Here is a 15,933-nt window from a genome sequence, read left to right as displayed (position 1 = left end):
TGCGTGGTGATCGGCCCATTGACCGGCCATACCGGTTCGGGTGGTGATGCTCTCAACAGCCGCCCGGGCGCTGGCAGCGTCGGGGAGCGATGCGGCAGCCCTGGCTGGCCTGGCCTTGCTGGCCCAGCAGCGCCAGGCAGCCACACCCGGACATCGCGCTTATCATCGCCGGACAATGGCGCACCGCCCCGGCGTGCGCGTGCCCGGCTCGCATACCTCGGCAGGCCGGACCTGCCCTGCGGCATCGCACCCAAGGAGACATCGCCACGTGACCTCGTCTGTTGTGTTGCTGCATCCGCGTGACCTGTGGTTCCGGCTGGTCGTTGCCCTGAGCGTCGCTGCGCCGTTGTCGGTGAGTGCGGCGACCGGGTTGTCGACCTCGTTCGAAGCCGGCCAGCCGTTGCCGGTGAGCGCGGCGGCGGGCGATGTGCAGATTGCCATCGGCACCGGTCCGGCCGCGCCGTATGCGGCCAAGCCGAACGCCGGCTACAGCGGTGCGCATGCCCTGCGGTACGACAGTCGTGGCGCAGGTGGGCGGCGCACCTTGTTGACCGGCGAGATCCCGATCGGTGCCGATACCACGCTGTCCTGGCTGGTATTGCCCGAGAGCGTGGGTGGCGAGCATGTGGCATCGACCTATGTGTCGCTGGACCTGCTGCTGGACGACGGCACACGCGTGTCGGCCAGTGCTGCGCGGGATCAACATGGCGTCGCGCTCGGTGCGCGGGCGCAAGGCGAGTCGAAGACGCTGTATCCGCAGCAATGGGCGCGCAAGGCGGTGCGGCTGGGTGACGTGGCCGGTCTGCGTGGGCGCCATGTGCGTGCGATCGAGCTGGAAGTTGCACCGCCCGCAGGCGCGCCCGGTGCCGGCTGGATCGACGATATCGCCATTGCCGAGGTACCGCTCACGCCGGCAACGCGTCCGTCGGATTGGGTGCTGACCACGCGCGGCACGCAGTCCAATGGCACGTTCTCGCGCGGCAACAATTTCCCGGCAACCGCGGTGCCGCATGGCTTCAACTTCTGGACGCCGGTGACCGATGCGGGCACGCTGACCTGGCTATATCGCTGGAACGAACACAACGATGCGGACAATCGCCCGCGCCTGCAGGCGTTGTCGCTCAGCCATCAGCCCAGCCCGTGGATGGGCGACCGCCAGACCTTTCAGGTGATGCCGTCGCTGGCGGCCGGCGTGCCGCCAACCGATCGCCGACAGCGTGCGCTGGCGTTTTCGCATGCCAATGAAACCGCCCGCCCCTATCGCTACGCGGTGCAGCTGGACAACGGGATCCAGGCCGAGATTGCGCCGACCGACCATGCCGCGTTGTTCCGCTTTCGCTTCCCGGCGCAGGGCGATGCCAATCTGGTGTTCGACAATGTGGACGCGCGTGGCGGGCTGCGCCTGGATGCGGCAACACAGACGCTCTCCGGCTACACCGATGTGCGTAGCGGGCTGTCGACCGGGGCCACGCGCATGTATGTCCATGCCAGCTTCGACACGCCGTGGAAAACCAGCGGCCTGAGCGACACCGGCCGGCCCACCGGCTGGATCAAGTTCGATCCAGGCAGCACCCGGCAAGTGCAGATGCGCATTGCCACCTCGCTGATCTCGCTGGATCAGGCCAGGCACAATCTGGCCCTGGAAATCGCGCCGCAGGCGACATTCGAGCAGGTTGCCGCGCGGGCGCAGGACGCCTGGGATGCGTTGCTGGGACGCCTGGAGGTGCCCGATGCCACCGCCGACCAGAAGACCACGCTGTACTCCAACCTGTACCGGCTGCACCTGTATCCCAACTCCGGCCATGAGAACGTCGGCAGCGCCAGTGCCCCGGACTGGCGTTATGCCAGCCAGAGCAGCTGGTCGGACGACAACATCGACGGCAGCGCGGTGCGCAGTTTCGCGCCGATCCGCGATGGCCGGGTCTACGTCAACAACGGCTTGTGGGACACCTTCCGCACTGCGTGGCCGGCGTATGCCTTGTTCGCCCCCGACGCTGCCGGCGCGCTGGTGCAAGGCTTTCTGGAGCAGTCGCGCGCGGGCGGCTGGGTGGCGCGCTGGTCGTCACCGGGGTATGCCGATCTGATGGTCGGCACCAGTTCCGACGTGGCGTTTGCCGATGCCTGGCGCAAGGGCGCGCGGGGCTTCGATCCGGCCGAGGCATACGTTGCCGCGCGCAAGAACGCCACCGTGGTGGCGCCCGACAGGCACGTCGGCCGCAAGGGCATGGCGCGTTCGACCTTTCGCGGTTATGCCGATACCGACACGCACGAAGGCATGTCGTGGTCGATGGAAGGCGCCCTCAACGATTTCGGTATCGCCAACATGGCCGAGGCGCTGGCCGGGCAGGCAAAGACGGCCACGGCGCGCGAGCGTTACACGACCGAGGCGGTGTATTTTCGTCAGCGCGCGGCAGGCTATTCGGCGTTGTTCGATCCGGCGATCGGTTTTTTCCAGGGCCGCACACCGGACGGCCACTGGCGCGTGGACGCGGCAAGGTACGACCCGCGCGTGTGGGGCCACGATTACACCGAGTCCAGCGGCTGGACGTTTGCATTCACCGCACCGCACGACGGTGAAGGCCTGGCGGCGTTGTATGGAGGACGCGCGGGCCTGGCAGCGAAACTGGATACGTTCTTTGCCACCCCCGAGACCGCCGAGGCCAGGTTCGCCGGCTCCTACGGCAACACCATTCACGAGATGACCGAAGCGCGCGATGTGCGGATGGGCATGTATGCGCACAGCAACCAGACCGCCCACCATATCCCTTGGATGTATCTGTACGCGGGGCAGCCGTGGAAGACGCAACGCATCACCCGCGAGATCCTGGCGCGCCTGTACCTGGGCAGCGAGATCGGCCAGGGCTATCCCGGTGATGAGGACAACGGCGAAATGTCGGCGTGGTATCTGTTCGCGGCACTGGGCCTGTATCCGTTGCGCATGGGTGCGCCGGAATACGTGATCGGCTCACCGCTGTTCAAGCATGCCAGCGTGCGGTTGCCCGATGGCGGGACGCTGACGGTCAATGCGCCGCAGAATTCGCCGCAGAACGTGTACGTGCAATCGCTCAAGGTCAACGGAAAGCCCTGGCGCAAGACATGGTTGCCGCATGCGGACATCGCCAGGGGGGCGACGCTGGACTTCGTGATGGGGCCTGCGCCCTCGCGCTGGGGCACCGGACCGAACGATGCGCCACCGTCGCTGACCCCTGCGGGCAAGCGCCCTGCCCCGTTACGTGATGTGCTCGGAGACACGGCGCGCATCACGCTGGCCGATGGTGGCGAGGTCGCTGCCCTGCATGACGACGATGCGGGAACCGTCGCTGCAGTTGCATCGACATCGACGCTGACGCTCAGTGGCATGGCGCGCGGCACGCCGACGCTCTACACACTGACCAACGGCAACGCGGCCATTGCGGCCAGTGGCTGGACGTTGGAAGCGCGTACGGCCGATGGTGCGTGGACGGTGGTCGATCAGCGCCGTGAGGAAGCGTTCGACTGGCCGTTGCAGACGCGGCCGTTTCGTATTGCCACGCCTGGTGCGTATACCGAGTATCGGCTGCGATTCAGTGCGCCCGCGAAAGTGCAGCTGGCGGAGATCGAGTTGCTGGGGGCGGAACCTGCGGTGCGTTGAGGCGCCGGTCTCGCAGCGCTGATTGTGCTGCTTTCTGCAGGCAGGCGACTGCAGGCTGCAGGCACCCGCTCACGCAATCGACGGATTCGCACGGGTGCTGCCGGAGCGAGGTCTCACCGCAATGTCAGCCGCGCTGGTGAGCCGTACCCTCGCCCCAACCCCCGCTCCGCGCCCCGGCCCGCGCTTGCGGCGCGGGCGCTTCAAGGCACGCGTGCCAGTGGCGCGCAAGCAGTGCCTTGTCGCCCCAGGGGAGAGGGGTTGGGCGCGGTGCGTCTGGTGCCGCTAGCGGATCGGTCTTTGATGTTTTCCCGGTGGGGGGATCTCAACCGCTATTTTTTTCGCTGGCGTTCTTCTCGGCATCGCGCTGCCGGCGGATCTGCGCATCCACCGCCGCGATCGCGGTCATGTTCATCACCCGGCGCGAGGTGGCGCTGGTGGTGAGGATGTGCACCGGCTTGGAGATGCCCATCAGGATCGGGCCGATCGCCACGCCGTCGGTGAACACGCGCACCAGGTTGTAGGCGATGTTGGCCGCTTCCAGGTTCGGCAGCACGAACAGGTTGGCGCGGCCCTTGAGCGTGCTGTTGGGCATGATCTGCTTGCGCAGTGCTTCGTCCCAGGCGGTGTCGCCCTGCATTTCGCCATCGATGTTGAGCTCGGGCTTGCGCTTGAGCAGGGCCTCGCGCACCTGGCGCATCTTCAGCGCATCGCGCGAGTCGTGGCTGCCGAAGTTGGAGTGCGACAGCAGCGCGATGTTGGGTTCGATACCGAACAGCTTCAGGCGGTACGCGGCCTGCAGCGTCGCTTCGACCACCTGCTCCACGGTCGGGTCTTCCTGCACATGCGTGTCCAGGAAGAAGAACACGCCCAGCTGGTTGATCACGCCGGTCATCGCCGAGGTGGAGCTCACCCGCGGTTCCAGCGGAATCACGCTGCGTGCGTAGCCCAGCTTCTTGTGGAAGCGGCCGACCACGCCGGACAGCATCGCATCGGCTTCGCCACGCGCCACCATCACCGCGGCGATCAGGGTCGGACGCGAACGCATCAGCTCCTTGGCGGCAGTGACGGTCACGCCGCGACGCTCGGTGAGCGCGTGGTAGTACTGCCAGTACTCGTTGAAGCGGGGATCGTCAAGGATGTTGGTGATCTCGAAATCCACCCCGGCGGTCAGGCGCAGGCCCATGCGCTCGATGCGCGCCTCGATCACGTCGGGGCGGCCGATCAGGATCGGGAAGGCCAGGCCTTCGTCGACCACGTTCTGCACCGCGCGCAGCACCACTTCCTCTTCGCCTTCGGCATACACCACGCGCTGCTTGTCGGCGCGCGCACGGTCGTAGACCGGCTTCATCATCAGGCTGGTGCGGTAGACGAACTGGCCGAGCTTGTCGCGGTAGGCCTCCATGTCGGCGATCGGGCGCGTGGCCACGCCCGAATCCATCGCCGCCTGCGCAACGGCGGACGACAGCTCCACCAGCAGGCGCGGGTCCAGCGGACGCGGAATCAGGTATTCCGGGCCGAAGCTCGGGGTCTCGCCGCCATAGGCCGCGCCCAGGTCGGAGGCCTCGCGCCGTGCCATCGCGGCGATCGCCTTGACGCAGGCGATCTTCATTTCTTCGTTGATGCCGGTGGCGCCCACGTCCAGCGCACCGCGGAACAGGTACGGGAAGCACAGCACGTTGTTGATCTGGTTCGGGTAGTCGGACCGGCCAGTGCCGATGATGCAGTCCGGGCGCACCGCCTTGGCCGCTTCCGGGGTGATTTCCGGGTTGGGATTGGCCAGCGCGAAGATCACCGGCTGGCGCGCCATCGTGGCGACCATTTCCGGCTTGAGGATGCCGGCCGCCGACAGGCCCAGGAAGATGTCCGCGCCCTCGACGATCTCGGCCAGGGTGCGCTTGTCGGTGTCGCGCGCGTAGCGCTGCTTGTCCGGATCCAGGTCGGTGCGGCCGGTGTGGATCACGCCATCGCGGTCCAGCGCCAGGATGTTCTCCGGCTTCAGGCCCAGCGAGACCAGCATGTTGACGCAGGAGATGCCGGCCGCGCCCATGCCGGTGGTGGCCAGCTTGACCTCTTCGATCTTCTTGCCGGTGACCACCAGCGCGTTGAGCACGGCGGCGCCGACGATGATCGCGGTGCCGTGCTGGTCGTCATGGAACACCGGGATGTTCATGCGCTCGCGCAGCTTGCGCTCGACGATGAAGCACTCCGGCGCCTTGATGTCTTCCAGGTTGATGCCGCCGAAGGTCGGCTCCAGGCTGGCGATGATGTCGACCAGCTTGTCCGGGTCGTTCTCGTTGATCTCGATGTCGAACACGTCGATGCCGGCGAACTTCTGGAACAGCACGCCCTTGCCTTCCATCACCGGCTTGGACGCCAGCGGGCCGATGTTGCCCAGGCCCAGCACCGCGGTGCCGTTGGTGATCACCGCCACCAGATTGCCGCGCGCGGTCAGCTCGCTGGCCTGGGTGGGTTCTTCGACGATCGCCTCGCAGGCGAAGGCCACGCCCGGCGAATACGCCAGCGACAGGTCGCGCTGGGTCAGCATCGGCTTGGTCGCGGTGACCTTGATCTTGCCGGCCGGCTGCTGGCGGTGGTAGTCGAGGGCGGCCTGTTTGAAGTCGTCGTTGGACATCGGCGTTGTGGGTCTCGAAGGCGCAGGAGGGCTGAATTCTACCCCCCTGCCTGAACATGGGCCTGTCGCGCAGCTGTCGCGGCGGCAGGAAGATCGCATGCCACAACGCGGCATGCATTGCGGCCAGTGCTGGCTGGATGTGGAAACGGCCCTGCATCCCGCCGGCAGCGCCGACGGAATGCAGGGCCGTAGGAAGCATCAGCGCGCGCTGATCGGGGCGACGACGTCAGTCGAGGCCACCGGTGCCTGCAGCGGCGGCGAGCCGCCATCCAGCACCAGCTTGAGCTGATCGCGGTCCAGCGCATTTTCCCAGCGCGACACCACCACCGTGGCGACCGCGTTGCCGATGAAGTTGGTCAGCGAGCGGCACTCGCTCATGAAGCGGTCCACACCCAGGATCAGCGCCATGCCGGCCACCGGCACGTCCGGCACCACCGACAGCGTGGCGGCCAGGGTGATGAAGCCGGCGCCGGTCACGCCGGCCGCGCCCTTGGAGCTGAGCATCGCCACCGCCAGCAGGGTGATCTGCTGGCCCAGGGTCAGGTCCACGTTGGTGGCCTGGGCGATGAACAAGGCGGCCAGGGTCATGTAGATGTTGGTGCCATCCAGGTTGAACGAGTAGCCGGTCGGCACCACTAGGCCCACCACCGATTTCTCGCAGCCGGCCTTTTCCATCTTCTCCATCAGCGAGGGCAGCGCCGACTCCGATGAGGAGGTGCCCAGCACCAGCAGCAACTCGGCCTTGAGATAGCGGATCAGCTTGAGCACCGAAAAGCCGCACAGACGGCAGACGATGCCCAGGATCACCAGCACGAAGAACAGCGAGGTCAGGTAAAACGAGCCCACCAGCCAGGCCAGGTTGACCAGCGATTCCACCCCGTACTTGCCGATGGTGAAGGCGATCGCACCGAATGCACCGATCGGCGCGGCCTTCATCAGCATGTGCACCAGGCGGAACACCGGCGCGGTCAGCGCTTCCAGGAAGCTCAGCACCGGCTGGCCACGCTCGCCGACCAGGGCCAGCGCGATCCCGAACAGCACCGCCACGAACAGCACCTGCAGGATGTTGCCATCGACGAACGCGCTGACCAGCGTGGCCGGGATGATGTCCATCAGGAAGCCGACCAGGCTCAGCTCGTGGGACTTCTGCACGTAGGTGTTGACCGCGCTCTGGTCCAGCTCGGCCGGATTGATGTTCATGCCGGCGCCGGGCTGCACCACGTGCGCCACGATCATGCCCACGATCAACGCCAGCGTGGAGAAGAACAGGAAGTAGGTCATCGACTTGGCGAAGACCCGGCCCACCGTCTTGAGGTGGGTCATACCGGCGATGCCGGTGACGATGGTCAGGAAGATCACCGGGGCGATGATCATCTTCACCAGCTTGATGAAGGCATCACCCAGCGGCTTGAGGCTTTCGGCGAAGGCCGGCTCGAAGTGGCCCAGCAGGGCACCCAGGACGATCGCCACCACCACCTGGAAATACAGCTGACGGTAAAAGGGGACGGGCGCCGGCAAGGGGCCGGCAGGCTTGCTGATGTGCATGACACCACTCCGAGGGAACATAGAGGGGGCCTGAGCAGGCACCCGGTGCGGGCATTCTGGCCGTACGTCGCAGCCCGGGCCGATAGCCCATTGGTACTACGCACTGTCGCCGGGCTGAACGTCGCCTTACACTTCAGCGGCGTCGCCACCGGCCGTTAATTCCATTTAACGCAGACACCGATTGTTGTGTCGTTGGCCGTCCGGAACCTGCGCGCTTGCTGAAGCTGTTCAGTGCGACCGCCATGGCAGGACGCCCGGCCCTTTCTCCTTGCCGAAGACCACACCTATGCGCCTCAATCCGCTCGTTCTCGCGTTGGCCATCGCCGCCGCGCCCGCAGCCGCCAATGCGGCCACCTCGCTGGAAAACTGGCCCACCAAGTACACCTTCGGTGATGGCACCGAGCTCGGCCTGACCGGCAACTACGCCTACGACGACAACAACTTCTCCGGCGACGACCGCCTGGAAGACCGCACCGACTTCCGCCGCAAGGAGTTCGGCGCCACCCTCAAGAAGAAGGGCGTCTACGACGCCATGGTGTATTTCGACTTCGAAGCCAAGCTGTGGCTGGACGTGTTCTTCCGCGTCGAGACCAAGGCCGTGTTCGGCCAGGATTACGGTCGCGTGCGGCTGGGCTACATGAAGGTGCCGGTGGGCCTGGAAGCGGTGCAGAGCTCGCGTGCGGGCAGCTTCATGGAACTGGGCCTGCCGGTCCAGGCGGTGTTCCAGGGCCGTCGTACCGGCGTGGAATGGACGCTGGAGCGCCAGCAGTACCTGCTGCAGGCCGGCGCGTACGGCGGCAAGGATCTGCAGGGCGACAACCCGGGCACCACCCAGGCCGTGCATGCCGCCTGGACCCCGTTCAAGGCCGAAGGCAATGTGCTGCACCTGGGCCTGGCCGGCTCGGTGGAAAACCCGCGTGGCTTCAGCGACGGCCGCGGCGTGTCGTTCAGCCCGCGCGTGCGCCTGCGTGCCCGCCCGGAGGCCGGCCTGACCGACGTGCGCCTGATCGAAACCGGCACCATTCTCGACGTGGACCACGTGATCCGCGCCGGCGTGGAAGCGGTGTGGATCCACGGCCCGTTCTCGCTGCAGAGCGAAGCGCTGCGCGCCGAGGTGGCACGTAACGACAACCAGCCGCATTACATCGCGCAGGGCCAGTACCTCTACGGCACCTGGACGCTGACCGGCGAGTCGCGCAGCTATGCCGGCGGCGTACCGGGCAACATCAAGCCGGCGCACGACTACGGCGCGGTCGAGCTGACCGCCCGCTACAGCCGCCTGGACCTGGAAGACAACCGCGTCAGCGGCGGCCGCCAGCACGACACCACCATCGGCGCCAACTGGTACCTCACCAGCCACTTCAAGTTCCAGGCCAACTACAGCTGGGTGGATGCCACCCGCAACGGCGTGCATGAAACCCCGCACGTGATGGAGCTGCGCGCGCAGGTGCAGTTCTAAGCGTGATGGCGCACAGCTAACCCGGGCCTGGTCGGCCGCGCGCTGCCTTCGCTTCGACGCGCCAAGGCGGCAACCCACACCAGCGCACGTGCCCCTGCGGCCGCCTCCTTTCGGGGAGGCGGCCGCAGGCGTTTGTGGCTGCGGCGGTGTCGGCGCCTGGCGCAGGCCCTGTGCCGATAGCTGCACGATGCAGCGGCGCACCGCCATACTTGTCGGCATGTACGCCTCGCAACGCCGCCGTCTGCTGCTCACCCTGACCATCGTGCTGGGCGGCATGCTGGTGGCGATGGTGGCGGCCGGGCACTTCGTCGAACAGAACGCCCTGCACGAGGAAAGCGCCACCGTGCGGCGTCAGCTGCGCCTGTACGCGCAGGCCCTGCAGCAACGCGTCGATCGCTATCGCACCCTGCCGCAGATCCTGGCGCTGGACCCGGAACTGCGCGCGGCCGTCTCCGGGCCCTTGTCGGCCGCGCAGGTGGAACGGCTCAATCGCAAACTCGAGCGCGCCAACAACGTCACCCAGTCCTCCACGCTGACGCTCATCAACCGCGACGGCCTGGCATTGGCTGCCAGCAACTGGCGCGGGGCGCGCAGCAACGTGGGCGTGGACTACGCCTTCCGCCCGTATTACCAGCAGGCATTGTCCAACGGCAGCGGCAGTTTCTACGGCATCGGCATGACCACCAGCGAGCCGGGTTACTTCCTGTCGCAGGCCATCGTCGACGCCGGCGGCCAGGTGCAGGGCGTGGTGGTGATCAAGATCGCGCTGGCCGCGCTGGAACGCGAGTGGCTGCAGACCCCGGACATCGTGCTGGCCTCCGACGCGCACCAGGTGGTGTTCCTGGCCAGCCGCCCGCAGTGGCGCTACCGCATGCTGGCGCCGCTGAGCCTGCGCGACCGCAGCGAATTGCGCAGCACCCGCCAATACGCCGACCAGGGCCTGCTGCCGCTGCGGCGCCGGCTGATCGAGCAGACCGGCAACGGTGGCGTGCTGGCCGAGGTCAGCGACCCACCGCTCGCCGGCCCGGTGCTGTGGCAGACCCTGGAGGTGCCCGAAAGCGGCTGGCGCCTGCATCTGCTGCACGACACCCGCGCCAGCGCGGCGGCCGGCCGCGCCGCTGCGATCGCCGCCGCCGGTGCATGGTTGGCGCTGGCCTTGCTGTGGTTGTTCGTGCAGCAGCGGCGGCGCCTGTCCACCCTGCGCCAGCGCAGCCGGCACGAGCTGGAAACGCTGCTGCAACAACATGCCGAAGAGCTGCGGACCGCGCAGGATGGCGTGGTCACTGCCGCGCAACAGGCCAATGCCGGCCTGAGCCGCAGCCTGGAACACCTGCCGCAGGGCGTGGTGGTGATCGACGAGGCGCTCAAGCTGGTGGCGTGGAATTCGCGCTATGTGGAACTGTTCCGCTTCCCGCCGGAACTGCTCAAGATCGGCCGCCCGATCGAAGACCTGTTCCGCTTCAACGCACGCCGCGGCCTGCTCGGACCGGGGCCGATCGAAGCGGCGATCGAGCGCCGCCTGAACCATTTGCGCAGCGGCAAGCCGCATATGCGCGAGAGCGAGAAGGAAGACGGCACGGTGCTGGAAATCCGCGGCAATCCGCTGCCCGATGGCGGATTCGTCACCAGCTATGCCGACATCACCAGCTACAAGAACGCCGCACGCGAACTGCGCTCGCTGGCCGATGCGCTGGAACACCGCGTGGCCGAACGGACCCGCGACCTGGCCGCGGCCAAGCGCGAGGCCGAGAGCGCCAACCGCTACAAGACCCGCTTCGTCGCCTCGGCCGTGCACGACCTGCTGCAACCGCTCAACGCCGCACGCATGTTCGTCTCGGTGCTGCGCGGGCAGGTGCGCGAGGCCGGCAGCGCGCGCGTGGTCGACAACATCGAAGGCGCGCTCGCCGCACAGGACGCCATCCTCAACAGCCTGCTGGACATCTCGCGGCTGGAGGCCGGCAGCCTGAAGACCCGGGTGCGCGACTTCGCCATCGCCCCGCTGCTGGAAACCCTGGCCCGCGAGTTCGGCATCCTTGCCGAAGACCGCGGCCTGGTGCTGGACTGGGTGCCCACCTCTGCGGTGGTGTTGAGCGACGAGAACCTGCTGCGGCGCATCCTGCAGAACTTCCTGTCCAACGCCATCCGCTACACGCCGCGTGGGCGCGTGCTGATCGGCTGCCGTCGTCGCGGCGGCTGGCTGCGCATCGAAGTGCATGACCAGGGGCCCGGAATTCCCGAGGCCTTGCAGGACGAGATCTTCGAAGAATTCCGGCGCCTGGACGACGGCGTGGCCAACGACCGCGGCGCCGGTCTGGGCCTGGCGATCGTCGAGCGCATCGGCCGCCTGCTCGGCCACCGCATCAGCCTGCGTTCCACCCTGGGCAGCGGCAGTGTGTTTTCGGTGACCGTGCCGCTGGGCGAGCGCGCCTCCATCGCCAGGCAGTTGCCACCGCCCATCGCCAGCGCTGAAACCGCCAATGACCCGATCCTGCACGGCTGCCGCGTGTGGTGCGTGGACGACGACCCGCGCGTGTGCGAGGCCAGCCGCGCCCTGCTGCAACGCTGGGAATGCCGCGTGGACTTTGCCGGCGGCCCCGACGAGGCATTGGCCGCCGCCAACGCCGACGAGGTGCCTGAGCTGCTGTTGCTGGACGTGCGCATGGGCGAGCACTACGGCCCGATATTGCTGCCGCAATTGGTGGCGCGCTGGCAACGCGAACCGCGCGTCATCCTGGTCACCGCCGAACCCGACCCGGCGCTGCGTGAACATGCGCTCGACCTGGGCTGGGGGTTCCTGGCCAAGCCGGTGCGGCCGCCGGCGCTGCGTGCCCTGATGACGCAGATGCTGTTGCGGCGCGGGTGAGCTGCACCGTCGCGCAGCATCGACAGGCAACAACGGGCTGCGTTGGGGGTGTCGCGACGCTTCCGGCCTGCTTGCCGCCGAGAGGCCGCATGATGGCGCGCCGTGCTGCACGCGTCCCATGCGGCGATTTCCTGGCCCTGCGCGGTCGGGCGAGTTTCGCCGGATCGTTTCAGCGTACCGAAGTGCGTGCTGCCTCAAGCGCGCGTTGGCGATGGCGCTACAGTGCGTGTGTCCATTGCTGCCCACGTCTGCATCGTGCACAGCTCACCTGCCGATGTTTCTCCCCCGGAAACTTGTGGAGTCCTCATGTTCAGGCCTGCCTCCGTGATGTTGACCGCGTTGCTCGCCGCAGGTTGCGCGGCGGAGATGCCCGTGCAGGCGTCCACGCCATCGGCGACCGTGCCGCCCTCCGGCCCGGTGCGCGCTGACATGGACCCGTACACCTTGCAGACCCTGGACCGCGTGCTGCACCAGGCATCCACGCATCGCGGCGTGAGTCCGGGGCATCTGATCAAGCTGCTCTCGGCGGAATTTCTCGGCACGCCGTATCAGGCCAACATGCTGCAGGGCTCGGCCACCGTGCCGGAGCGGCTGATCATCGACTTCAGGGGCCTGGATTGCTTCACCTATCTGGACTATGTCGAAGCGGCGCGCCACGCCCATTCGCAGCAGGATTTCGTCGATCGCGTGGTCCTCACCCGCTACGTCGATGGCGTCATCGGCTTCACCTCGCGCAAGCACTTCTTTTCGGACTGGGTCGCACGTTCCTACCCGCTTGCCGACGACATCACCGCAACGCTCAGCCCCAGGGCCGTGAGTGTGGACAAGACACTCAACCTCAAAGCCGACGGCAGCAACTATCTGCCCGGATTGCCGCTGGTGCAGCGGTCCATCACCTACATCCCCGCCGCCGATGTGGACAGCACGGTGGTCCGGCAGCTGCGCACCGGCGACTATGTGGGCAGGTACTCACCGGCGCCCGGGCTGGATGTCAGCCATGTCGGCATCTTCGTCATGACCGACCGGGGCCCGGTGTTGCGCAATGCCTCATCGCGCCCGGAAAACGGAAAGGTCGTGGACTCGCCGTTCATGGAGTACGTCGCCCGCACGCAGGGCATCGTCGTCTACAGGGCCAGGCCCTGATCCCGGTCGCGATGCGGGCAACCGCCAGTCCGGCGGCAGGCATCGTCTCGATCCGCTCCGCCGGTGCATTGCCGGAGCCACACCGTGTCGGTGGGCGTGGGCGCCCATCTCCCGCTGCAGCGCGCACTGGGTGAACGTGCGATGCCAACGCAGCGTGCGGATCTGCACGATCGCCGCTGAGCGATCGCGTGGAGGTCGGCGCGACGCGGCACTCGCGCATCCGCCGGTAGCGTGCCCGGCACCCGGGCGACTGCACCTGCTACACTATCAAGAACGATTCCCATTTGAATTTGCCTAGCGGAGCATGCCGCGTGCTCCGTCAGCGCCCTGGAGTTCTTACCCGATGAAGCTTTCCGCCCATGGATCGGCCGGCATGCCGTTCGTTGCCACCCTCTGCCTGTTCGCCTCCGCCACCGCTTCGGCCCAATCAGACGTCACCGACACGCTGGACACCGTGGTGGTGGCCGCCTCGCGCTCCAACATGACCGTGGCCGAGTCGCCGCAGACGGTGCTGATCATCGACAAGGCGCAGATCCAGCAGCAGTTGACGATCTCCAGCAATTCGTCCGACGTGCTCGCCAACCTGATTCCCTCGTACACGCCCAGCCGCGGCAAGATGAACGGCAGCGGCGAAACCCTGCGCGGGCGCACGCCGTTGATCCTGATCGACGGCGTGCCGCAATCCAACCCGATCCGCCCCACCGGGCGCGAAGCGCACACCATCGACTATGCAATGGTCGAGCGCATCGAAGTCATCCAGGGCGCCAATGCCATCAACGGGCTGGGTGCCACCGGCGGCACCATCAACATCATCACCCGGCGCCCGCAGGACGGCTCGCTGAATCAGCACATCGACGTGCAGGCGACCGCGCCCACAGCCGAGACGCGTGCGGAAACCACCAGCGGCGAGACGCGTTACCGTGTGGATGGCCGCTCGGACAAGCTCGATTACCTGTTCTCGGCCAGCTACAGCGACCAGGGCCTGTATGTGGACGGACAGGGCCGGCCGATCGGCGCCGACAACACCCAGGGCGACCTGATGACGTCCAAGAGCTACGACGTGCTGGCCAAGCTCGGCTACGCGCTCACCGACACGCAGCGCCTGAGCGTCAGCGTCAACCGCTACCGCATCAAGAACGACAACGACTACATCGGCATCGCCGGCAACCGTGCGCAGGGCCTGCCCACCACCTCGGTGCGCGGCACCCCGCAAGGCACCGCGCCCTGGAACGATGTGCTGACGTCCAGCCTGTCGTACACCCACGACGATCTGGCCGGCATGCAGCTGAGCGCGATGGTGTTCAACCAGGAGTTCGAAGGGCTGTTCGGCGCCGACAACTCGTCCACGTTCCAGGACCCGCGCATTGCACCGGTCGGCACGCTGTACGACCAATCGCGTTCGGTCGCTTCCAAGTGGGGCAGCAAGATCAGCCTGACCAGGGACGACCTGCTCGACAACCGGCTCAAGCTCACCGGCGGCGTCGACCTGCTGGCCGACACCGGCAAGCAGGATCTCTACGGCACCGGGCGTACCTATGTGCCCGAATCGGACTACCGCAACCTGTCGCTGTTCGTGCAGGGCGAATACAAGCTGCTGCCCGAGCTGACCCTGCATGCCGGCGTGCGCCGCGAAGAAGCCGAGTTGAAGATCGACAGCTACCAGACGCTGTGGCGCTACAACCGCGTCGCTGTCGAAGGCGGCACGCTCGACTTCAACCAGACCCTCTACAACGCCGGCCTGGTCTACACACCGGTCGAGGGTGTGAGCTTTTTCACCAGCTATTCCGAAGGCTTCGGCATGCCGGACGTGGGCCGCGTGCTGCGCGCGATCAACACGCCGGGCACACGCGTGGCCAGCCTGAGCACGCTGGAGCCGATCCTGACCAAGAGCGTGGAAGCGGGCACCCGCCTCACGCGTGGCGCCTTCGATGCGGACCTGAGCTACTTCCAGTCCAACTCGGACCTGGGCACGCGCGTGGTGCCGATCAACGGCGCCTTCATGATGAGCCGCGAAAAGACCCGCGTGCAGGGCGTGGACGCCAGCCTGGGCTATCGCCTGGATGCGGCGCATCGGCTGCGCCTGTCCTACGCCTACACCCGTGGCCGCTACGACAGCGACAACGACGGGCAGCTGGACGCACGCCTGGACGGGCTCAACGTGGCGCCCAACCGCGTGATTGGATCGTGGTCGGCGCAGTGGACGCCGAAGCTCTCCTCGTTCGTGCAGGCCCAGCATGCCTTCAGCCAGTCCTTCGACGAGGCCGACAAGCGCTTCAGCGGCTACACGCTGGTGGATGCGACGTTCAATTACGCGTTGCCGCGTGGCGCAGTGCGCATGGGCGTGTCCAACCTGTTCGACAAACAGTACATCACCTACTACTCGCAAGCAGCCCTGGTCGAACCGCTGCGCTACTTCGCCGGGCGTGGCCGCACCATTACGCTGGGGTATTCGCTGGATTTCTGATGGCGTGGCGTGATTGCCGGCAGCGCGCGACCGATACGCCCGCGCAAGCGTGCTGCTGCGCCTGGATGTCGAGCCGTAGCGCCGTTTAGATGCAGTCAGCAGCCACGTTAGTCGAATGCGCGACGCCCTCGCCGCCCCAGACAGTCGGTCGGCTGCTTTACTGAAACCATGCGCACCGACCATCTCGAAGGGTCCT

The 15,933-nt window shown here is 67.0% G+C and carries 7 protein-coding genes; 5 read left to right on the top strand and 2 right to left on the bottom strand.

Features of this window, described 5'->3' with window-relative positions; all coding sequences use genetic code 11:
* Positions 1–268 precede the first annotated feature (268 nt).
* Entirely contained in the window at positions 269–3,631 is a 3,363-nt protein-coding gene (locus EO141_RS16550; RefSeq protein ID WP_127169716.1) for a GH92 family glycosyl hydrolase, read from the top strand.
* A gap of 322 nt (positions 3,632–3,953) precedes the next feature.
* On the opposite strand, the gene EO141_RS16545 is transcribed toward EO141_RS16550, so the two are convergent.
* Entirely contained in the window at positions 3,954–6,263 is a 2,310-nt protein-coding gene (locus EO141_RS16545; protein ID WP_104584015.1) for an NADP-dependent malic enzyme, read from the bottom strand.
* 198 nt (positions 6,264–6,461) lie between these two features.
* Positions 6,462–7,808 (bottom strand): dicarboxylate/amino acid:cation symporter, encoded by a 1,347-nt coding sequence (locus EO141_RS16540; protein WP_104584014.1) that lies wholly within the window; start codon positions 7,806–7,808, stop codon positions 6,462–6,464.
* A gap of 286 nt (positions 7,809–8,094) precedes the next feature.
* Between EO141_RS16540 and EO141_RS16535 the strand changes: the two genes are divergently transcribed.
* From EO141_RS16535 to EO141_RS16520, 4 genes are all read left to right on the top strand, one after another.
* Positions 8,095–9,267, top strand: a complete 1,173-nt coding sequence (locus EO141_RS16535) for a porin (RefSeq protein ID WP_127169715.1) — start codon at positions 8,095–8,097, stop codon at positions 9,265–9,267.
* Between the two features lie 217 nt (positions 9,268–9,484).
* Positions 9,485–12,130 carry a PAS-domain containing protein gene (locus EO141_RS16530; RefSeq protein WP_127169778.1) on the top strand — a complete coding sequence of 882 codons (2,646 nt, stop codon included), beginning with the start codon at positions 9,485–9,487 and terminating at the stop codon, positions 12,128–12,130.
* A gap of 306 nt (positions 12,131–12,436) precedes the next feature.
* Positions 12,437–13,273 (top strand): DUF1460 domain-containing protein, encoded by an 837-nt coding sequence (locus EO141_RS16525; protein WP_127169714.1) that lies wholly within the window; start codon positions 12,437–12,439, stop codon positions 13,271–13,273.
* Between the two features lie 343 nt (positions 13,274–13,616).
* On the top strand, positions 13,617–15,737 hold the full coding sequence (locus tag EO141_RS16520; protein WP_241236679.1) for a TonB-dependent receptor: 2,121 nt from the start codon (positions 13,617–13,619) through the stop codon (positions 15,735–15,737).
* The last annotated feature ends 196 nt before the right edge of the window (positions 15,738–15,933 follow it).

This window comes from Xanthomonas sp. BRIP62415, assembly GCF_003993515.1.
Taxonomy (GTDB): Bacteria; Pseudomonadota; Gammaproteobacteria; order Xanthomonadales; family Xanthomonadaceae; genus Xanthomonas; species Xanthomonas euroxanthea.
Note: the sequence above shows the minus strand (reverse complement) of the source record. Positions and strands in the feature narration are given on the sequence as shown.